16 protein-coding genes are annotated in these 22092 nt (G+C 36.4%); 10 read left to right on the top strand and 6 right to left on the bottom strand.

The window, feature by feature from the left end; translation table 11 throughout:
• Positions 1 to 205 precede the first annotated feature (205 nt).
• The 4 genes from VSA01S_RS05430 (at position 206) to VSA01S_RS05415 (ending at position 7526) form a co-directional block, all read left to right on the top strand.
• Positions 206 to 1495: a hypothetical protein gene (locus VSA01S_RS05430; protein ID WP_039983859.1), complete on the top strand. Its 1290-nt coding sequence runs from the start codon at positions 206 to 208 to the stop codon at positions 1493 to 1495.
• 65 nt (positions 1496 to 1560) lie between these two features.
• Positions 1561 to 2718 carry an RHS repeat-associated core domain-containing protein gene (locus VSA01S_RS05425; RefSeq protein WP_050567507.1) on the top strand — a complete coding sequence of 386 codons (1158 nt, stop codon included), beginning with the start codon at positions 1561 to 1563 and terminating at the stop codon, positions 2716 to 2718.
• A 49-nt stretch (positions 2719 to 2767) separates the two neighbouring features.
• Positions 2768 to 6550, top strand: a complete 3783-nt coding sequence (locus tag VSA01S_RS05420; protein WP_039983858.1) for an RHS repeat domain-containing protein — start codon at positions 2768 to 2770, stop codon at positions 6548 to 6550.
• Between the two features lie 454 nt (positions 6551 to 7004).
• Entirely contained in the window at positions 7005 to 7526 is a 522-nt protein-coding gene (locus VSA01S_RS05415) for a hypothetical protein (protein ID WP_039983526.1), read from the top strand.
• 87 nt (positions 7527 to 7613) lie between these two features.
• On the opposite strand, the gene VSA01S_RS05410 is transcribed toward VSA01S_RS05415, so the two are convergent.
• Entirely contained in the window at positions 7614 to 8624 is a 1011-nt protein-coding gene (locus VSA01S_RS05410) for a metal-dependent hydrolase (protein WP_039983525.1), read from the bottom strand.
• A 474-nt stretch (positions 8625 to 9098) separates the two neighbouring features.
• On the bottom strand, positions 9099 to 10874 hold the full coding sequence (locus VSA01S_RS05405; protein ID WP_050567479.1) for a hypothetical protein: 1776 nt from the start codon (positions 10872 to 10874) through the stop codon (positions 9099 to 9101).
• 938 nt (positions 10875 to 11812) lie between these two features.
• Between VSA01S_RS05405 and VSA01S_RS05400 the strand changes: the two genes are divergently transcribed.
• The 5 genes from VSA01S_RS05400 (at position 11813) to VSA01S_RS05380 (ending at position 18187) form a co-directional block, all read left to right on the top strand.
• Positions 11813 to 14647 (top strand): xanthine dehydrogenase family protein molybdopterin-binding subunit, encoded by a 2835-nt coding sequence (locus tag VSA01S_RS05400; RefSeq protein ID WP_039983467.1) that lies wholly within the window; start codon positions 11813 to 11815, stop codon positions 14645 to 14647.
• Positions 14644 to 15174, top strand: coding sequence for a (2Fe-2S)-binding protein (locus VSA01S_RS05395; RefSeq protein WP_039983468.1), 531 nt, complete (start codon positions 14644 to 14646; stop codon positions 15172 to 15174). Before VSA01S_RS05400 ends, VSA01S_RS05395 begins: the two co-directional genes overlap by 4 nt.
• Entirely contained in the window at positions 15174 to 16397 is a 1224-nt protein-coding gene (locus tag VSA01S_RS05390; RefSeq protein ID WP_039983469.1) for a cytochrome c, read from the top strand. Before VSA01S_RS05395 ends, VSA01S_RS05390 begins: the two co-directional genes overlap by 1 nt.
• Before the next feature lie 162 nt (positions 16398 to 16559).
• Positions 16560 to 17561 carry an XdhC family protein gene (locus tag VSA01S_RS05385; RefSeq protein ID WP_039983470.1) on the top strand — a complete coding sequence of 334 codons (1002 nt, stop codon included), beginning with the start codon at positions 16560 to 16562 and terminating at the stop codon, positions 17559 to 17561.
• On the top strand, positions 17561 to 18187 hold the full coding sequence (locus tag VSA01S_RS05380) for a nucleotidyltransferase family protein (RefSeq protein WP_050567475.1): 627 nt from the start codon (positions 17561 to 17563) through the stop codon (positions 18185 to 18187). Before VSA01S_RS05385 ends, VSA01S_RS05380 begins: the two co-directional genes overlap by 1 nt.
• A gap of 85 nt (positions 18188 to 18272) precedes the next feature.
• On the opposite strand, the gene VSA01S_RS05375 is transcribed toward VSA01S_RS05380, so the two are convergent.
• The gene (locus VSA01S_RS05375; RefSeq protein ID WP_039983471.1) at positions 18273 to 18728 is read right to left on the bottom strand and encodes a GNAT family N-acetyltransferase; all 456 of its coding nucleotides are present in this window, start codon (positions 18726 to 18728) and stop codon (positions 18273 to 18275) included.
• A gap of 345 nt (positions 18729 to 19073) precedes the next feature.
• On the opposite strand from VSA01S_RS05375, the gene VSA01S_RS20180 reads away from it, so the two are divergent.
• Positions 19074 to 19325, top strand: a complete 252-nt coding sequence (locus VSA01S_RS20180; protein WP_083932325.1) for a DUF6482 family protein — start codon at positions 19074 to 19076, stop codon at positions 19323 to 19325.
• Positions 19326 to 19401: 76 nt separating this feature from the next.
• Here the strand turns inward: VSA01S_RS20180 and VSA01S_RS05365 are convergent, their stop codons facing one another.
• Genes VSA01S_RS05365 through VSA01S_RS05355 form a run of 3 tightly spaced genes read right to left on the bottom strand, consistent with a single transcriptional unit; the run spans position 19402 to position 22020 of the window.
• On the bottom strand, positions 19402 to 20250 hold the full coding sequence (locus VSA01S_RS05365) for a metal ABC transporter permease (RefSeq protein WP_280524887.1): 849 nt from the start codon (positions 20248 to 20250) through the stop codon (positions 19402 to 19404).
• Entirely contained in the window at positions 20247 to 21155 is a 909-nt protein-coding gene (locus tag VSA01S_RS05360) for a metal ABC transporter permease (protein ID WP_039983473.1), read from the bottom strand. Before VSA01S_RS05360 ends, VSA01S_RS05365 begins: the two co-directional genes overlap by 4 nt.
• A complete protein-coding gene (locus tag VSA01S_RS05355; protein ID WP_050567476.1) occupies positions 21148 to 22020 on the bottom strand; it encodes a manganese/iron ABC transporter ATP-binding protein in 873 nt (290 codons plus the stop codon). Before VSA01S_RS05355 ends, VSA01S_RS05360 begins: the two co-directional genes overlap by 8 nt.
• Positions 22021 to 22092: the final 72 nt, after the last annotated feature.

The following is a 22092-nucleotide window of genomic DNA, read 5'->3' as shown; positions in this document are numbered from 1 at the left end:
AGCTAGAAAAGTCGAATTAACAGTAAATATTTTTTGGTTGAATATTGAATCAGGCAAACCTAACATAATGAAGGATTGAGCTTTGATGAAAAACTTTCACACTAAAACTTAATTGATTTTTATTAAATCTTGTAAGTTTAATCACTGTCTACAATCCAAAGGATTATATTCAGGTATAAGTATCAGACCTAAAAGGGACATTAACATGAAGATTCTAAAACTCTCACTAATAACAGTGAGTTTATTAATTACACTTCAAAAAACTGCCACAGCTGATGAAATAAGAGATATAACTTTTGAAAGGTTTTCTATTGATACACAATCAGTAGGCCCTGAACTATATAATAATGGTAGAATGCAAAAACCAATAAAGATAAAATACAAAGCATATTTATATGAACCCAATGGAAACCAGAATACTCGTAAATATATAGAACTCACGCCTGCAGAAGAGCGTTATTATTTAAAACTTGCAGAGTTTGGTGAAACTTTCCCTCAAAGTCTCTCATTACTGTATCCGAACTTTACTACAACACAAGTTCGTGATTTTAACTATCAAATGAATCTTGAATCGCCATACAGTGGTGAAGAAGAACAAACCAATCAACCATATTCTTTAGAAAACCAGACCAGCTATGAAACGACCGTATATCTCTCTTACAAAGGCGAAGATGTAAGGGACTATATTGGTACTATTAATCTTTGTATTTTCCCTAATCCAGAAAGGAAAGATGAAAGAGGCACCCCTATATCAGGATATCCTGGTACTAATTGTATGGAGAACAGTGCCAATAATTTTCGGACTATTAGAGTTATACCAGGGGCATATGCAAGCTACGTTGAGGAGGGTTCGTTAGAGACCAATGTGCTTCGTACAGAAACAATACAAGAACATACCCTTTGCTACACAGTTGAAAATTGTAATAGTCTACGCTACGACAGTGCAAGTGATGATGTGAGACATATCATGTTATACGAAACACAGTTTAGCAGTGTAAGGCCAAATCATATTTTACAACCGATAGATGGCAAACAAACTCATTGGCTAGCATTAGGTTGTACTTGGGACAATGTTATTAATGAACCTGCAGATGGTTGGTGTAATGTAGCCCCCGGATGGGATTGGTATAAAACAACTGGATTATTTGGTAATGCCAAGGTATTCCCTCATTACAGCAGTCGGATAGGTAACCGATTCGTAGAAGCACAATACTATGACATTGCTGCTAATAAAAATAGAGATGGTAAATATACAGTTTTGGGAGCAAAGTTTGCTCTTACTAATGATAATTATTTGTTTGTACTATGGGGACCAGACGGAGGTTGGGCTGGCAGCTCTGTAGATCCACGATTAAACGTTAGCATGGAAGATAATTATGGAAATAGATTTAGACTGGAAGCTGAATATATAAAAGAAAATGATTATACAAGAAGCCCACAAAGAGAATTCATCCAGCTTGACCATTCAACTATAAAGGTAACTCCGATTTACTGATACAGACTTACATATGAGGTCTTATAATTTGACCTCATTTTCTCTGTGCTTTAAGGACAATTGTAATGAAAAAATCGAAAGAAATTATTTCTGATGACATAAATTCAGAAGGTATGAGTCGAAGAACTTTTTTAAGCACTAGTATTTCAGTCGCATTTGTGACAGGCAATTCATTAATTTCTACTCGAACCCTCTCTGCCCCAATTAGCCAAGACCTAATTAAAGAGCTTATTATTTTCACTCATGAATTTAGTGGATTTAAAGGAGGATTGCTCGATCCAGCATCAGGTTGTTATCAACTTGGTAATGGTTATCGAAGCTATAATACTAACTTAATGCGTTTTCACTCACAGGATTCACTAAGTCCTTTTGGGAAAGGAGGCGTGAATTCTTATACCTACGCTTTGGGCGATCCAGTCAATTTATATGACCCTACTGGGCATTTTAACATAAGGAGTCTGATCTTCGGTATTCTGTCTGTCATCATAGGTGTTGCTTCTGCGGTTCTTGCCCCTTTTACTGGAGGCACGTCTATCGCAATAGGTGCTTCTATAATTGGTGGTATAACTGGTGTTATAAGTGGAGCATTGGGAATTGCATCGACGGTAATTGCAGATACTAAACCAGAAATTGCAGAAAATTTAGGTTGGGCTTCCATTGCATTTGGAGCTGCTTCGGTTGTTTCTAGTGTGGTTGGCATGGTTTCTTCTGCAGTAAATGGAACAAAATTCGCTTTTAAAGCCAGTAATTTCAAAACAACGTCCATGCTTAAAATCGGGACTAATGCCAAGAGTGTAAATATAGCAAGAACGACAAAGACTCTGTCCAAATTTACAAATAGATTAGGGTTAACACTTGATATAGGAGGAGGTATCCTATTTTCAGTAGGTACTACTTTAGACTTATTAGAACGTGATGGGGTTGCTGAAGGAGATTTTAAAAAATCGGTTGAAGGGCATAAGCCTTCTCTATTTGGAACTTGGCAAGCGGCTAAAATATCAAACTCTACTACTAACACCATCACTGTGAACGAGGCAACTATAAATTCTTTAGTGAATAATTCTATGACGTCAAAAGCTAATATTATCGGCGTGCTTGAAAAAAAGAATATCTCCGATAAAGTCGCTCGCCCTCAAAATTTAGGACAAATAGCATCAAGTTCAAATAGTGTAATTAAGCTCAGCAACACCATACGAACTGGAATATATTCCTCATTAGCTTAACATAACATTCATTAATTTAAAATATAGTAATTTTTATTAGGTGCGAGATATGAAGGACCAGGTTTTTACATACGCAAGTAATTATAACGGATTTTCTTCTGGAAATGTTAATGAACGAACAGGAATATTTAACTTTTCTATTGAAATAGCAAATATAAACGCCAACCAGCTTCGAGGTCCGCTATTAGATATCAATGTACACATTGACCCGACATCAACATACGACCAAGGATTTGGGCCCGGTGTAGCATTAGGGCTACCTTCGATTGACCTAATTAATAATATATTTACAAGCTCAAAAGGCATTTCTGTAAAATTAGATGTGAGAAACTCCAAACCCATCGAGCCGTGTTTAAAAGATTTCAAGATAGTGCACGAATCTCCATCATTATTTCATGTTATATATTCTACTGGTGATTCAGAGTATTTTACGAGAAACAATCAAGGTACACTTGCCGTCTTAACGAGAAAAGAAAATTCACTAGGATTAGGGTTAAATTTTTTCTGGAATAATATGGGCGAATTATCTCATATTAAAGATGATGAAAATATAGAGTATTTTAGTAGCCAAAGACTAGGCGTAAATTTAAGAGAAATGTCATTCTTTTCTGAAAGATACTTTATCTGCGCTAGCTTTGAGAGAGGAACATATACAATAACGTTACCTTATCCATCATCAGGCAGCTTAACGTTGGTGAATAAGTATTATATATTTACAGAATTAGATCGCAGAAGCGGAATAAGAATAATTAAACAAGTACAACTACCTGATGAATCAACCCATGATTTAGTTTACGGTCAATATTTATATCTTCCTCCAGGTAATCAATACTCACAACTACCAGTTGTTACAGAACATACTATAAAAAAGTCAAACACGACGATTAGAAAAATAGAGTATGATTTTTTAATTGAAGGCTATCGAGGCCCTAATGTATATGGGTTAGGTGCCAATATACCTTATAATAATTATAGTGACACACTTTATAGAATAAGAAGCCCTTACTTTTATAAAGTCCGAAAAATAGAATTTAATCATTTAAACATTGCAACCATAACAAATAGTAAATATGATAAGTTTCATAATCTTGTTGAAGTAATAAGAGAGTGTGGTAACTGTAAAAAAATAGAAAGTATGACTTACTTTTCTAATGAAAACTATGATGTTTCTGGCCAGTTAAATAAATTTAAACTTCTAAGTCGCCATGATGTAACATATTTTAAATCGGGTTCTCAACGTAGTGAGTCAGTGAGCTATGATTATGACGATTATGGCAACATTATTTGGGAGTATAATGAAAGTAGCAACATAAAAATCTCCTACGAATATTACGACACCATCTTTAATGGTAATAGTAATTGCCCTAAATATGATTTTATTTATTTCCTTAAATCACAAACTTTGACTGACGTTGCGAACAATAAGTCACGTATAGTTTCTGAACGAAAGTATACGAAAATCAGTGAGACTTCGCCCTACTCAGTTGCCATCTTTGAAGATAGAAATATCTATGCTAACACGACATTAAAATATAAATATTATTCTGATAAAACTAACTTTGGTCGCATAGAATCAAAAATATTGAGATATAATGACTATGATTTTATTGATTCATATTCTTATACAATAAATAAAAATGACAACACTTTACAGGTTAATGAGTTCAATAATTACCCAAGTAAACTAAATGATACGATGGTAAATAATACCATTTTTGATTCTATTACAAATAAAATTTTAAGTCGTGATGATCAAGGGCTAGAAGTTAAATTTTATTATAATTTTGATGGAAGAATTGGTAAAGAAGTTACAGCGGAAGGAACAGAAAATTCATTTCAAAATGAATATATCTATGATCATAGCAAAAATACTATCACTATGATTGATCAACTTGGTAATATTAAAAAGAGTGAATTTGATCCTTTTGGAAACGTTGTAAAAGTTTGGTTAACGATACCAGGGATAATAGATAACTTTTTATCTTTAAGTAATGTCTACAATCAAATGGGCCAGAAAATATCAGAAACGGCATTTGATACAAGCTTGAGTCCATTAGGTACGACACCTATTCAACATAAAGCTTGGGTCTTAGTTACCCAATATCAATATGACGAGTGGGGAGAGGTAAGCACAATTACTACGCCTGATGGGCAGACACAATTTGACTCATTCGATCCAATTAATCAAGTTGTAAAATCGGGCATTGAAGGTTTAGCGTACAAAGTTGAGACCACCGATTCTTTTACAAGGTCAATTAAAGTTGAACATTTCGATGGTAATAACAATAAAGTCAATATAGGTGAGATTTCTTATTATAATGGTTTTGACCTTATATATAAAAAGGTGTCTGATTTAGGTGTTATAAAAGAATATGATTATGATACTCTTGATCGAGTAGTTAAAGAAAAAAAATATAGTAAAAATTTACAGCATACTATCATCACTGAGACAGAATATTCACCTCTTCATGTAAATACTGAGTTTGTAAAATCTATATCCGTTAATGGTTACGTTATGGGGACGCGAGAATATGATGGGTATGGTCGGTTACTTACAGAAATGGTCGATAGTAATCGAACAAGCTATATTTACAATAATGGTGAAAAATATCATCATAAGATAGTTCTTGCCAATGGTCAGGAATTAAATACGACTTTTAATCAGCACTTGCATGCTTGTACACAACATGGTATGCAAAGAAAAGTTTTGGATACTAAGACAGGGCTAATTAATTATTCGATACGCACAGACACCAATAATGAAATTCGCTATAAATATCGCTTTGATGGATTAGTTACTGAAGAACTCACTAGTTTAAATGCCAATGTCTACGATTATACTCTAACAGGACTTCCACTTGCTTCTTCTTCAAATGAGCATAACTTTGAGTCTATACAGTATGATGATAGAAAACGTATCTTAATGAAACATGATTCCTTAAATAGGATCGCTTACAAAAATTATGATAATTTTTCTAGAGTGACCGAGATCGAGGTTAGGGGTGAGAGCAACATTGACATTAATATCGATTATAGCCAGTTTCCTGAACAAGTGGTGACAAGAACGGTACAAGGTACCGAAAGGTTGATTGAAGCAATCAATTTTGGTGCAGATGGAAAAATCAGCTCAAAAACGATAGAATTAAACGGTAAGTCTTCAACTGAAAGTTACATATACAACGAGTTCTCTCAGCTTATAAAATATAACGCAACAGGAGAACGTTTGCCCAAAGACCAATTTGGGAATTTTATTAAAAATCAGACGTTTTCATATGATTCGTTTGGTAACGTATCGTCATTAGAAACCATATTTAGCGATGATTCTAAAGATATCGCCAATTTTGGCTACGATCATGACTATCCTACAAGGTTAATGACGGTACACCATACACATCCAAGTTATACTAACCACGTTTTTTCAGATTCTTATGACATTTTTGGTCGATTAGTTAAAGATGAAAAAGGTTACAGATATTCATTCAATGAATACGGTGAGATGAAAGCTGTCTACGATGAAAATGGCATTCTTCTTTCACAGTACACTTACGATGCTCAAGGTCGATTAGCAAGTCAATCTATTCCCGAGCAACCTTCGATAGAATATATTTATTCTGGACAGTCACTTATATCTCAAAAGCAAGGAAATGTGAAAACTAAGACCTCTTCAATGGATAATAGAATCCTGAGCAAAAACATATCAGGTATAGGAATAGATGTTACGAATACGTATTTTGTTGATTCTGATAATACACCATTAAAAGTCATATCCAGTGGTGATATTAATAAGGTATCAGAGTATAGCTATATGGCTTATGGATACAGGAAAGAATAGTCTATCATTATAGAGATATGTATTTATCTTAGTTAATATTAAAATTTGATAAACACTTATCATGAGCGCTCTATTTATATGTGTGTAAATAGAGCACTCATGACTGTACCTGATAAATGATTCAACCTCAAAAACTCATATAACTAAAAATCAAAAAATAGTTCTTAAATACATAATTAAAGTTATTTAACTCTCCTATATATAAAGTAGTACTGATAATTTGATACATCAGTATATGTCAAAATACAAAGGCTAAATAAGTGATGTTAGGTCATCTGAGAAAAGATCGTCCTAGGAAAATGTTGTGAGTAGTACGCATTAAAATAATTTTACTTTTTTCTTTTTCAACCTTAAGTCCCTGAATGGCATAAAAACGATAATAGTTGTCATAAATCAATAACCAGTGTTTGTTATTACCACCTATACTAACAATTCACTCAGCGAGGTATTAAGAATGAAAAATAAGCTACTCCACTCAACAATTGCCCTATCCGTTCTATTAGCTTCAGGAGCAGTGAATGCGCAAGCATCATCAACTCCGAATGTGGATCCTATATTAAATGTTAAGTTTGAAGACAATGCGAACCCTAAAGCAAATCAATATCTAGAAAAGATGTTTACTGCTTTCGTTGCTAAAGATAAAACCGATTTAAAGTCCATACTATCAGATAACTTTGTTCAAAAACTTGGTATAAAAGAGAATAAATATGACGATTTTGTACAACATTCCTCTTATATAAGCAATAATATCCGCCAAATAAACTTTACATTTAAAGATGTTAATGTTGATGCTGATGGAACCGTGTCTGAAATACATGTTGTAGAGGCCACAAAATTAGATGGCAGTATAACTAAAGCTAAGCTTTATGTTTTTCATTATTTTGACAAAAATGGAAAGCTCATGAAAATAGATGAGTTATCTACTATGATAGAAGGTTCTGAAGCTGACAAGGATTTAGGTTTTAGAACAAAATAATATTCCTTAATATCGATATTAGAGCGACACTAGCTTGCTCTAATATTCCCCATTTTTAGTACAAAGCCTCTTACACTTTCTATTGGTTTAATTTAGATCATTACCCACTAGCATATCGAAAAATGCTTGATTCGATTCAGGTGATACTTCACGTTGCGTCAGATAGCGGATATGTAAATCTTCTTTAAGCGTTGGTAATAATGTAATGCCCCACAATGCTTTGATCTGATTGGGAACTATTGAGTATCGTATATCAATAATACGTAATTTGTTGAGCGGATCTTGCGCAATGAAACCATTTGAAAACCAATGAAAGCGCTCAATATCTTTAGCTTGCTGTGAAGAAGCCTTTAACCACGGAAATGCCTCTTTAATATTGAGTTTAGAAATCGATGTCCCCGGATAGATTTTTCCAAATTGACCAAGCCTTACTGCATCTACATGATAGTTCTCTTGCGTTTCATAAACAATCTTCCAGACCAGTAAGTTGGCGAACGATGGCTTTGCTTCTAAACGGACGAACGTATGCTTTCTTTGTTTTGCCAGTTCGCTAATAGCTTCTTCAGCCCTTTCACGTTGTATAAAACCGAGAGAGAGATACACACCCACCCACAATAGTGCAAGACACGCATACAAGAGATTTCGCCTCAATAATGTAAGTACAATAAATATTAAAATAGGCAGTGTAAAAAGAGGATCGACAACAGAAATTATATTCCACGCAATACGTTCATCACTAAAAGGCCACAAAAGCTGAGTACCATAACTGGTACAAGTATCTAATAATCCATGTGTAGCAAAACCTAAAGTACAGTAAAGCCAACTCTGCTGGAATGTTAAATTGCATCTCTTACTGATTAGTTGGTGTAAAACTAATGAACAAAGTAAGCCTCCAATTGGTACAAACAACAATGAGTGGCTGAACTGACGATGATATTCCAAAAACATCAAAGGATCATTGGCTGAACGAATCAAGACGTCCAAGTCTGCAGACATCCCAGCAAGCATTCCTAGCATCGCTGCTGGTATCAAGTTCTCTTTTTTACAAGCAAATAGAGGTAAAGAGGCTCCAATCACCCCCTGAGTTATCGGATCCACGTATTAATTCTCTCTGTTATGTTCACAAACTTGGGTTTTCCGCCACATAAAATATCCATATTTAAAATGTGCTTAGATAGACTGTCTTCACTAAATTTAATTGATAAATTTAATATTTACTTTGTCTTAAGAAGAGTAGTAATGCAAATATATCAGGGATTAACTCTACGATAACGGAGAGTAATTTAGACTTTTATGTGAATATGGATCTAGTTAGCCCTACACATAAATTATAATCTAAAATCTGTAGTTTCGAGTATATATCATTTTGTTATATCTAGTCTCATAGAAAGAACGACTTAACACTACAATACGACTTGCTTTCGTACAGGGGACGCAAAGGTGCTCAGGCACTCAACATTCCTAATCAACCTATAGTAGGCACTGCTTTTTCAATACGTTTATTAATTGCATTTTAGATGAGGCGATCAATTGACCACCCCAAAACATAATCAGTTTGTGTAATTCACAGGTTTACAAACCATAAGGACCAATCCCCCCTCCCCAGCCTCTGCCGAGAATAGCAGCTTTTACCGATGCATCTATTTTTGCTTTCTCCAATTCTATTTTTTTGGCATCTTCTCGAGCAATAACACTTCTTATAGTAGAACGGTTGTAAGGAATAACTAACCCTAAAGATTTCATATTTTTATAAAAATAACTCGGAAGATCATCAAATTTACGTAATTTACGTTCTAGGCAATCAATTTGGTGCGCTTTACTCCTATTAAGGAATGTACAACCATAATCATCAGCACGAAATATATTGAATTCAGGCTGTGACAGTTCTTCAACAAAGTAAAAACTATTATTTTTTATTACTCCACCATAATTACTTCTAAAAATATCATCCGTCAGCTGAATAACGGCCATTTGGGTTTCATCTTCTGTATAAGCTGGATTGGTATTTGTAATGTACATTGTTAAATCTTCTGTATTAAATGCTTCTAGAGATGAACGGTAGATGACAACTTCTTGCTTTTTATAAATACTCTGTAAAAATATGGTTGTATCGGTTGGCTTATGGAAAATAGAAATAAAGTAATTGTGTTTATCTTGCTCACCAAAAGTTGTTGAGGCTGTTATAGAAAATGAATTTCTATCAAAAGAAGGTGTATATACACATTTATCTTCTAGCAACATATAAAGAACCGCTGGTAAACGCCATTCATCTCTACCACAGCCATATCTCAAGACTTCACCTTCCATAACTTTTGGAAGTTTTGCTAATACAACATTAGCAAAAATATTAATACCAAAAATTTTATTTTGGCTTACTGAATAAGACTTATTTGTTCTCAAACCATTAAATTCAACGCCAGCTGATAATATGGATTCGATCTGCCCTGTTGCGGTTAGCCATTTAAACGTCTTATTAACGATATCTGTAACATTTGATTGGATACCTTCATTTTCCACTTTTTTTATTAAATTTATCAGGGATAAATATGTTTCTTCGTAGTTTAAAGATGATAAATCTCCATTACTATTGATGAAACGAGCTGCATTTTGATGAATAAATATCTTATAATCTATAAGAAAAGGGACAACATTCCTACGATAATATTGTGGGAAAGCTATTCTATAATTTTCAAAACCTACAACTTTTGACATGCGCTTTGCAATAAAATCGATTGCATTTATCTCTTCATATCTTTTATCTTCTCCAGTGTTATTATAGTATTCAACAATAAAGGTTGTAGTACACTCATTGCATCGCTGTGGCAAATTTTGATTGTTAGCGAGTTCTTTAAAAAAAGTACTCATTAACCTCTCCATTTCTGTGCTAACAGTACTCTTCACAGAATGCTTATCCAGCAGTGAACTCAATAAAATTAAATAATTCTGTGTAATTGGACTACGTAGATCAAGTGTTTCATTAAATAGTTGAAGATGTTGAGATCTTAGGCTATCAGTTCTTAAAGATTGGGTTAGTAGCTGGTATGAACCCGGAAAATCTATTGGTGTATTATATCGATTATGACTTAATACTTCTAACAACATATGCTGACGCATTAAACCGATACGTAACTCAATAAAGTTAGCAAGAGTTACTTGTGCCTGAATGGGATAAAGCCCTTGCTGTAATTCTGTATATGAATCTTTAAAGAAGAGTAACTTTTGCTGTTCAAGCTGAGAGTCATCATTCTGAACTTTAATTTTTGACGTTATCAGGAGTGAGTATAAAGCATGTTCACAGTTACCTTCGCTTATCAAACATTCATTGGCAACTTGTAACTGCTTAACCATTAAATCCTTAGACTCTTCAGGTGTTAAATTAGAATGATAAGATGAAAGGCTGCTAGTTTGTATATAATCTTTGATGTTAATGTCACTAGAATTTGCTTGAACATAAACAGAAACAAAAAATAGAAATACTACATATATGTATTTATTAATGATAATTTAATTACCTTTTTGGTTTATAATATTAAAGTTATGGTTTTATTTAAAATAACCATAACATAATAAGTTTTATATAATTTTAATTAAGAATGTACTTTACATAGGTTTAATCATAACATTTAATTAAAACTTGAAAGCATTAACATCATTCTCTTAACAAAAGTACAACGTGTACAGATGTGATATAGACAATACTTTATTTTTAAATTAATTACTATAAAATAATTAATTTAAAAAGTCAGGCTATGGTTTAAATTATCCCAACGTTCTAGACAACTAAACGTTCTAGACAACTAAAAGAATAACCCAGTAACGTTACTTAACTAAAAAATTTCAAAGACACTGAAATCTTTTAGTTGTAGGCATCTTCAACACTAATTTATATCAAAGGGTATATAATTAACTTTTAATAAGCTTTGAAATTATCTCACTAAATCAAATTTTATTTTGGGTATAAGTAAAGTGTTTAACCACATCCTTTTTGAATTTAAAATATCTACCTATTCTACATCCGATATAGAATACACAAACAAATGCGAGCAAGTACACTTTATAGTAATCGATGCGTTATATTTTCAAAATGAACATGAGTGCATATTGATTTTCAAAAAATCACAATATTATAACTTTACACAAACAAATTACAACATTTGGATTACAATAAACTGAGGTGTACCAAGTTTAAAGCACAACAATATACATCAGTAAGCATATATTGATATATAAGACCCAAGCTTTAGCTAATTTACATATGTTTAAACTGAGCACTCTTAGGGGAAAAAATGCTTTTACCATACGATATTTCAAGACGTAATTTTATTAAACAATGCGTTATTGGTGGTGTTACTATTTATAGTGCTCCAATGCTTATTAGTAGTGCTAATGCCGCTAAAAGTCACCCTACCGAAAATTTCCGAGCAAAGTGGAGTAATGACAACAAACCACTATTTCGCTTTGATGCAATTGAAAAAGTAACCGGACAAAAGATATACGGCCGCGATTATCGTGCTATCGACATGCCAAATTGGCCAAATGAACAACATCATGCTTTGATTATTCGTGCCTCCATTGCAAATCGCACTTATTTAGGTTTTGACATTTCATTCTTACCTGAAGACATTAAACCATATAAAGTGATCACTGCCGATGATTTAAAAATTAATAACATCGATTTGATCGAAGAATTTGGCGGCAATATGCTGCTTGAGAAAGGCAATACTCCAGATTATCTTGGCCAGGAAATTGCCATATTACTTTTTGATTCTTTTGTTGCGTTTAACAAAGCAAAAGATCGCATACAGTTTAATAAGAATGTTGTTCTATATGGATTAGATACACCTCTGATTGCTGAATCAAAAGATCCATATGCAGCTTGGCGTATCATTCGTGAAGAAGGGCCACTAGGTTCAAACGATATATATAGCTCCTTACAAGATGGTGTATTCTTCCCTAACTATGTAGAACATCGACCTGTATGGCCTCAAGCTGAAAATAGCCCCGTTGATAATGGTAAGCGCGCTATGTTCCACGCTAAGAAGTTACAACAAGATGTTGCAAATAATAATGATTGGTATGTGTTAAATAGAACCTATCAGACTCAATCTATTGAACCAATGGCATTTGAACCGGAATCTTACAATGGTTGGTATGACAGATCGTCTCAAACTATGCACATTGTTATTTCAAGTCAAGCACCACAGCACTTTTATTATCATGCTGGGCATGCTATTTCAAAGAGCTCGCTTGCAAGCGAAATCAAAAATGTGGTTGTTCATACACCTTATATCGGTGGTGGCTTTGGTGCCAAAGACCACACTCAATTCCCCTATTATGGTATTTTGGCATCTATGTTTGCCAAAGCTCCAGTACGTCTTGCAAATGACCGTTTCGAGCAATTTCAATATGGCATCAAGCGCCATCCATTCAAAATGGTCAACAAGTTGGCCTTCGAAAAAAAGACCAAAAAACTTACTGCTCTTATTTCTGATATGGAAGTAGATGGTGGGGGACGTGTTAATTTCTCTGGTCCGGTCACCATGGTTGGAGCAAGTGCAATTCAAGGAATTTATTACATACCTAGAAATGACATCACTGCTGTCTGTTACCCATCGCAAACTCCGCATGCCGGTTCAATGCGTGGATTCGGAACATTGCAATCTATGTCTGCAATGGAAATGATGTTTAATGAGGCTGCTGCTGAACTGAATATTGATCCTATCGAATTACGCAAAATAAATGCGCTAAAACCAGGTGAGCGTAATACACAGGGTGCCCGTCCAAATGGCGATATGCGTTATACAGAAATGCTCGAAATGGCCGAAAAACATCCAACTTGGATTAATCGGGATTCAGCTAAAAAAACCTTCGAAGCGGAAAACCCTGAAAAACTCTATGGCGTTGGATTTGGAATTGTATCTAAAGACTATGGTACAGGAGCTGCTTCTCCGTCTTCAAGTGTTGAACTTACTCCTGAAGGTAAGATTATTGTTCAAACCTGTAGTGTAGAGATGGGCACTGGTATTGACACTTCACAAGGTAACCTCGTTGCCCAATACCTTGGTTCTGCTGCCGATGTTGTAAAAATGGCAGTCACTGAAGAGTTTGATGCTATGGAACTCTTTGAAACCGACAACCCATACATCACTTCTCAAGAGCGTCAGGATGAGATGTCACAAAACCCTCGCTGGACTCCTGTTGTTTCCATGTCCTCAGCAGCGAGCATGTCGAGTTTTTACCAATCTCATACAACTGAACATGCTGCTCGGATTTTATTTGAACAAACCCTGTTCCCAGTAGCCGTTGAAATCTGGAAAAAGAAATATTTTAACAGTGAGTTTGCAACTCCAGATTTCTTAGACATTTCAGAAGCACGTTGGAGCGATAAAGGCCTAACGATTAAAGGTTATCCTCCTATTGATTTAGCCACTCTCGCAAGTAAAGCACATCTTGACGGCATGATCACAAGTGTGATGACACATGCATTCAACCGTTGGGCTTGGGCTTCCGCTGAATTTGAAATTAATGGCAACTCCAAGCGCTACCCATTGGATGCAGTCGCAGTTAAGCGTGGTATTGGTGCTCGTGACGTGCAAACAAATCGCTTTGGTTATCAAGTCATTGAACGTAATAATATCGATTATCCAAAAACTCAATTAAACAATGCGATGGTAACTTACTATGCACCATGTGCAACACTAGCTGAGATCGCAATAGAAAAAGCTTCAGGCAAGGTTGAAATCCTATCAACTCATACTTGGTTAGAGCCTGGTAAGGTTCTCGTACAAAAATTAGTGGAAGGCCAAATAGAGGGCGGCCTTACTATGGGCATTGGTCACGCACTTTACGAGTATTTACCAAGAGATGAAAATGGTGCTGGCAATGGTACTTGGAATCTTAACCGTTATCAGGTACCACTTGCTGAGCATAATGGTGTATGGAATATGAACTACACCTTACTACCACCTTTATCTGAGTCAGATCCTGCCAAAGGCATTGCAGAAGTGGTGATGATCCCCATTGTACCGGCATTGATTGAAGCAATCTATCAAGCAACCAACACTCGTTTTTATCACACGCCAGTCCGAGCTGAAGATATTGTAGAGGTAATTTTATCATGAGCATGATCAGTTTAACCATCAACAACAAGTTATACGGACCATTAGAAGTTGATCCTGAAGTGAAAATGACCGACTTTCTCCATGAGTATTTAAACTTAACTGGCACCAAATTTGGCTGTGGTAAAGGAGTATGCCAAGCATGCACCATTATTGTCGATAACGATGATAATACCAGCGAGACGGTACGAACTTGCATCACTAACGCTGTCATGTTTAACGGTAAACGGCTTAGAACTATTGAAGGGCATGCTGAAACCAACAGACATGGTGAGATCATTGCTCTGCATCCTGTCCAAGAGGCATTTGTTGAAAATTTTTCTTTCCAATGTGGTTGGTGTACTTCCGGTTTTACCAACAAAACCGTCGCTTTGATTGAAAAGCTTAAGCGTAATCCAATTGCAAAAGATCAGGTTCAAAAAGTTATCGAATCCGAGTTAAAAGAACATATTTGCCGTTGTACTGGTTATGTAAAGTACTACAAAGCGGTCAAAAAATTGATTCTATCAACAGAGGGAGCAACCCTATAATGCTTAAACTAGCTCCTTTAATCGTACTTATGGCCACCAGTCCAATCACGATGGCTGAATCTAATAACGAATTGCAGGAAAAAGGCAAATATCTATCAAAGCTTGCAGACTGCTATGCCTGTCATACTAAAGATGGTGGTGAGCCGTACGCAGGTGGATTGCCCTTTAATACCCCTTTCGGCACCATTTATTCAACCAACATTACTTCTGATAAAGAACATGGTATTGGTAGCTATAGCTTGAAACAATTTGATGAGGCTATGCGACAAGGTATTGCACCAAAAGGTAACCTTTACCCTGCCATGCCGTATACTTCGTTTGATAAAATTACCGAGGAAGATATGCGTGCGCTCTATGCCTATTTCATGGCTAGTAAACCCTCTTCTCAGCCAAATCTTACCAATGATGTTACATTTCCAGCCAATATACGTATTGGCCTAAAGGCTTGGAATCTAATTAACCATAGTCCAAAAGAATTTGTTGCCAATCGCAGCAAAAGCGATGACTGGAACCGTGGTAACTACATCCTAAACAGCCTTGGTCACTGTGGCGAATGTCACACTCCTCGTGGTATGACTATGGCAATGGATCCGGAACAGCATTATCAGGGTGCAATGATTGGTAATGTCTGGGCACCAGACATTACTCCAAAAACACTGATCGAACAAGGTTGGAGTACGAAAGACATCGAAGATTTGCTGAGCACCGGATACTCTCGCAAAGGAACAGTTGTTGGTGAGATGTACACTGCCATTTACCACAGTTTGAGTAAGTTTGATAAGTCAGATTTACATGCTGCTACAACTTACCTACTTGATAGTGATAAAACACTGGCAGGAAAACCACTAACATTCAATATGAATACAAAACAAGACAAAGGCCACCAGCTTTATATCGGTTATTGTGCAAGTTGCCATGGTGTCAAAGGGGAAGGAAAACCAAACTTTGCTCCGGGTTTAGCGGGTAATGCTACCCTTGCACAGAACAACAGTATTAACTTGCTGGTTGCAATCTTATTTGGTATCAAACCGCAATACTATTCTACTTTAGTGTCGTTTGACGATATGCCTGCTTATAGTAATAAGTTCAATGATGCCGATTTAACAGAATTGGTTAACTATCTTAAAGCAAGTTTTACTGACTCGCCAATTCGCTATACAAAATCCGAGATAAGCGCACTACGTAAAGAAGTTGAAGAAAACCAAAAAAGTGCATCACACTAGCTAGATTAAGCATGGTTTCGACAGAGCTAGAGATTAGACGGCTAAGCTATGGTACAAGACAGAACAGCGAAGGAAAATGGCTATAAATAGAAAGCGATATTTATCAATAAAATTTATAACATCATTATTTATTTGTAAATTTAGTGACTTTTGGATACGAAGATGTCGAATAATTTATTGTCCCTACTTAGTCAATGGCAAGAACTCAAAGACGAGGCCAACTGGGTTTTAGGTACTGTTTATAAAACTGAAGGACCTGCATATCGAAAAAAAAGCGCGATGATGTTGTTTAGTGATGCTGGGCACCAACTTGGCATGCTCAGTGGTGGTTGCCTTGAGTCCGATATCCATTTACATGCGCGCAAAGCCATAGCCAGCCAGAAGCCTATAATGCTCACTTATGATGGCAGTGATGAAGATGATATAACATTTCAGTTAGGGATTGGGTGTGGAGGCACGGTCTATATCCTTCTACAGCCACTCACCATTGAGAATGACTATTTAGAGCTTAATCAAGTTTTACAAGCATTAGAGCAACATCAAACGGGTTACTTTTACCAAAAAATCTCCAATAAAGAAATTTCTGCTCGCTTTATTTTTGATCAGATCCCCCCTGAACAACAAGATGACTTAACACTATGCACTCGCATTAAAGCACCTTTACATTTGTTGATTGCAGGTGGTGGTATTGATGCTAGACCTGTTGCTCAAATTGCACATCATCTTGGATGGCAAGTAAGTTTATGGGATCCACGGCCCGCCAACGGTAGAATGGAATATTTCCCTAATCTCATTCGACGCCTAAGTGGTAAAGCATACGAGCTAAGGACATATTGCCAAAATAATTGTGTACAGGCAGCAGTATTAATGAGTCATAATGTCAATTTAGATGCGCAAGTACTTTCTCAGATGGCAGGGCTACCGCTCAAATATATAGCTCTTCTTGGGCCGGTGAATCGTCGTGAGCAAGTAATTGCTCAGTCGAGTATAGAACTCAATCAACTTTCTGTACCGTTATCCGGTCCGGCAGGGTTAGATATTGGTGCAGATCTACCAGAAACCATCGCATTAGCTATCCTAGCAGAGTGTCAGGCAGCTATCACCAATACGCCAGCTCATTCGCTAAGTGGCGCCCTAAAACCAAGCAATAAAAGGCAATACTAGTGGTAAATAGCGAAAAAAAAATTGCATTAATGATAATGGCTGCTGGAGAAAGCAAGCGATTCGGTAGCTGTAAGCAGTTAACCTCTATCAATAAAGAACATACTTTACTTTCTCATGCAGCCGAGCAGGCGTTAAGTGCCCAAATAGGCCCAGTATTTATTATTACTGGTCGGTGGCATAATGAAATAGAGCAAGCTCAGCAGCATGGTATACTGGGAGCCACTACACTTCTGTATTACCCAAATTGGTCAAACGGTTTAGGAAGTTCAATTGCCTATGGAACCAAAATACTCGCTTTAAAATACGATGCCATTTTGATCACTCTAGCCGATCAAATCGCCCTAGCCGATACTGACTATCAAGTGTTTGCTGATTACGTAGATAGCGAACACATTGTTTGCTCAAACTATAGCGGCAAACGAGGTGTTCCCGCACTGTTCCCAGCTTGCTACTTTTCACAATTGGCACAGTTAAGTGGTGAACATGGAGCCCGAAGTTTATTACGTGAGGAGCAATATCCGCTTCTTGAGGTCAGGCTGCCACACGCGGAGTATGATATTGATACTCCAGAAGCACTCGATAGATGGAAAAAAGACTCCCGTATACTTAGCCCCCCGCTAAAGTAAAGAGTTGGCTTTTTAGTAGTCAATCAGGGTAAGGAGCATAGTTTGATATTATTAAGACTGCATCTTGACTGCAACCCAACTTTTCCTATAGTACTAGTTTAAATCCTTCGTGTGTTGCTTTGAACCCAAACTTTTCATAAAACCTGATTGCATCAAGACGCTGCTTGTCACTTGTTAATTGAATGATTCTACAACCTTTCTTTTTTGCTAACTCGACAGCTTGTGTAAACATTTGTTCGCCCAGCCCTTGCCCTCGATAATCACTATGAATTCTCACACTTTCGATAAGGCTTCGCCAACCGCCTGTGTGGGTGAGGTAAGGAATATATGTAATTTGAAACATCCCAACTAATTTTTTTTCAAATTCCACAACAATCAAATCGTTGTTGGGATCTCGTTGAATTGCTTCTAATGCTTCAAGATATGCACTATTTAATGGAATAGAGGTGTCTTCTCTTTGACTGCCAAGGAGATCATCTGCAAGTAAAATGACAAGACTTTCCAAATCTTCCAATTTAGCTGAACGGTATTCTAATTCCATAGCGCGTTCCTTTCTATATCTAACGACTGACATTTTCTGTGCAGAAATTATCCATACCTTATAAGAAAAACACAATCTTTAATTCATTATTTAACAAATTAAACCAGTAGTTTAGACCGACTTTTACAAATCTATATGGCATAAAGTGACGCATGAGCATGTATTTATGGCGATACAAGTACAGCTTCTGAAGCTAATATGTTGCAGGCCTTCAATCGTAGAAGTATTACGCATATGACTATAACGCTATCGAAGACTATTTACACACTTATCGTAACAAAGTGAACTAAATTTCATTATAAATCGTAATACTCAACAGGTGAATATACCAACGGAGAGATAACGGTGAACCTTCTAATTGAATCAGTCGAAGGCGGGATTTATCTTGCTTATAATGTAGAAAACCAGAAAAGATCTCTGATTTTAAATCATAAAAATGCCCCACTAACGTTCGCAAGTCTTTGCGAAGCAAGAAACCACTTTCGCGGTTGCGGTTACTCATCAGCAACACTGGTCCACCTCAATGCATCTGATGAAATGTGTGGCGAAAACATAAGCTGCGATCTGCCTTTAGAGATTAAATTGAGTTGGTATTAAAATTAGCTAAGAAGCGCTTGTGACATGTATTGGAAACTGTGAAGTAAATCGACCACAAATCATCTTTTGAAAGCGTTCAATAATAGTCTTGATTAAACTTAGCACTTGTTTGTGTTTTAGTTATAAACAGCTTACGTATCAAAGAAAAAATAAACACTACTGTTTGTATTAAGACGATAGTTGGAGCTGGTGCACTGTCAATATGAAAACTGACATACACACCTATCAGCATTGTCCCAAGGTTTACAATACAAGCCACCCAAAGCATCGTGGAAAATTTTCTTACCACCAAGAATGCGATAGCTCCAGGTGCAATGAGTAAACTAATGGCTAAAATGAGCCCCACCGCATTCAGTGTCGCGACGATAGTAAGAGAAAGAAATGTAAGCAATGTGTAATGAAGTATTGTCACATGCAAACCGCTTACTCTTGCTTGTACTTCATCGAATGAATGAAGCAAAAGATCTTTCCAAAAAAATAAAATCCCTGATACAACAACGAAAGAAATAACACCTGAAGTTACAATTTCTTGAAAATCAACGCCAAGCATATTGCCGAATAATATATGGTCTAGATGTGCATTAGTGTCTAATGCTACGTAAAGTACTATCCCAAACGCAAACATGCTCGAAAATACAATACCCATTATTGTATCTTGCTTAATCCTTGAATTTGTCGACAAAAAACCAGTCAACACGCTGCATAACATGCCCGCAACGAATGCACCTAACAACAAAGGTAGGCCTAATACGTAAGCAATCACGATACCGGGAAGAACAGAGTGGCTTACTGCATCCCCCATTAAAGCCCATCCTTTCATAACTAAAAAGCAAGAGAGTAAGGCTGTAGGTATTGCAACGATCAAACAAATCGAAAAAGCGTTTAGCATGAACGGAAACTGAAATGGCAATAAAAAATCCATCATTCGCAATCCTCAGCAGTCGATGCTCTATCTTTATTTGAACGAGACTTTTGGTCTTCCATTAACGCATTTTTTGCCCGTTTTCTAGCAGCAAAATAGCCATGTTTGGGGGCAAAAAAGAAAGCCATCATAAAAATCATTGTTTGAAGACAAATGATGATGCCTCCTGTTGCACCATCTAAAAAAAAGCTAATATACGCACCTAAAAAGCTTGTTATGCTGCCGATTAATACAGAAACGACAATCAATATAGGAAACCTATCACATAAAAGATAGGCAGTTGCACCTGGTGTAACGACCAACGCGATAACTAATAATGCTCCCACCGTTTGCATCGCAGCAACTACTGACGCTGATAACAAAGTAAAGAATATAACTTTCAAAGCAGTTGGATTTAAACCAATAGAGCGAGCATGGTTCTCATCAAAAAATGTCACCATTAAATCTTTCCATTTAGCAAGAAGTACAACTAAGGTGACACACCCTATCAGGGCAAGCTGAATTGTGTCTTCAGGCGTGATCGCTAAAATATTACCCATCGTGATAGTCTGAACGCTTACAGCAATTGGGTTTACTGAAATAAGAAACAGCCCGAGAGCAAAGAAAGAAGTAAATACTAAGCCGATAATAACGTCGATCTTTAGCCCAGAACGTTCTGACAAAAACAACATACTCACAGCAGCAATGCACCCTGAAATAAAAGCACCAAAAGCAAATGGCAAGCCAATCATATACGCAAGGGCTACACCAGGGACAACAGAATGCCCTAATGCATCACCAATTAATGACCAACCTTTCAACATCAGATAAGAAGACAAAAAAGCGCACACTCCCCCGACAAGGGCTGAAACCCACATGGCATTATTCATATAGCTATAACTAAAAGGTTGTAACAATAACTCAGCCATTGCTTGAACCCTTTTCTTTTGTTATTAACGATTTACCTCCGTATTGAACAAATGGACGTTCATCATCAGTAAGAATGATAAGTTCTCTAGAATCATCGTCATGATGCAGTGTTTCCCCGCCCAAAGTGAGGTGTCTGAGTACACCACCAAATACACGTTGAAGATTTTTTTGATTATAAGTGGTTTCTATTGGACCAGAAGCAATAACTGTTTTATTGACCATAATAGTGCGGTCGCAAAACTCTGGTACCGAACCTAAATTGTGAGTCGAAACCAACATAACATTTCCCTGCTCTCTCAATGACTTGAGTAAGGTGATGATCTGATATTCAGTTTGTACATCTACACCAGTAAAAGGCTCATCAAGTAGTATAACTTTTGACTCCTGTGCTAGAGCTCGAGCAAGAAAAATTCGCTTTTTTTGTCCACCTGAAAGTTCCCCAATTTGACGTTTACGGAAGTCAGTCATATTCACACGCTCTAGAGCTTGATCCACCGCTAAATAATCTGACTGTTTGGGTCTACGTAGCCATCCCATATGCCCATAGCGTCCCATCATTACTACTTCCTCAACAAGAATAGGAAAACTCCAATCTATTTCTTCTGACTGAGGAACGTAAGAGACTGTGTTGCTTTTTAATGCATTCTTAACGCTATCTCCCAATATAGTAATGTTTCCCTTAGCCATAGGAACAAATCCCATTATAGCTTTAAATAATGTCGACTTACCGGCTCCGTTAACTCCCACCAAAGCTGTTACCGAACCCTCTGGTACCGAGAAGCTTGCATCGTACAAAGCTGTGTGTCCGTTACGATAAGTTACTGTTACATCATTGGCTGAGATACCTATTTTTCTATCGTTCATCACAAGTACTTGGCTCCAAAAAATCAGGTTGAGGAATAAGTCCTAGTCGGTTTGTTACGAGAATATTTACTG

Origin of the sequence: Vibrio sagamiensis NBRC 104589, assembly GCF_007990935.1 — a bacterium.
Taxonomy (GTDB): Bacteria; Pseudomonadota; Gammaproteobacteria; order Enterobacterales; family Vibrionaceae; genus Vibrio; species Vibrio sagamiensis.
Note: the sequence above shows the minus strand (reverse complement) of the source record. Positions and strands in the feature narration are given on the sequence as shown.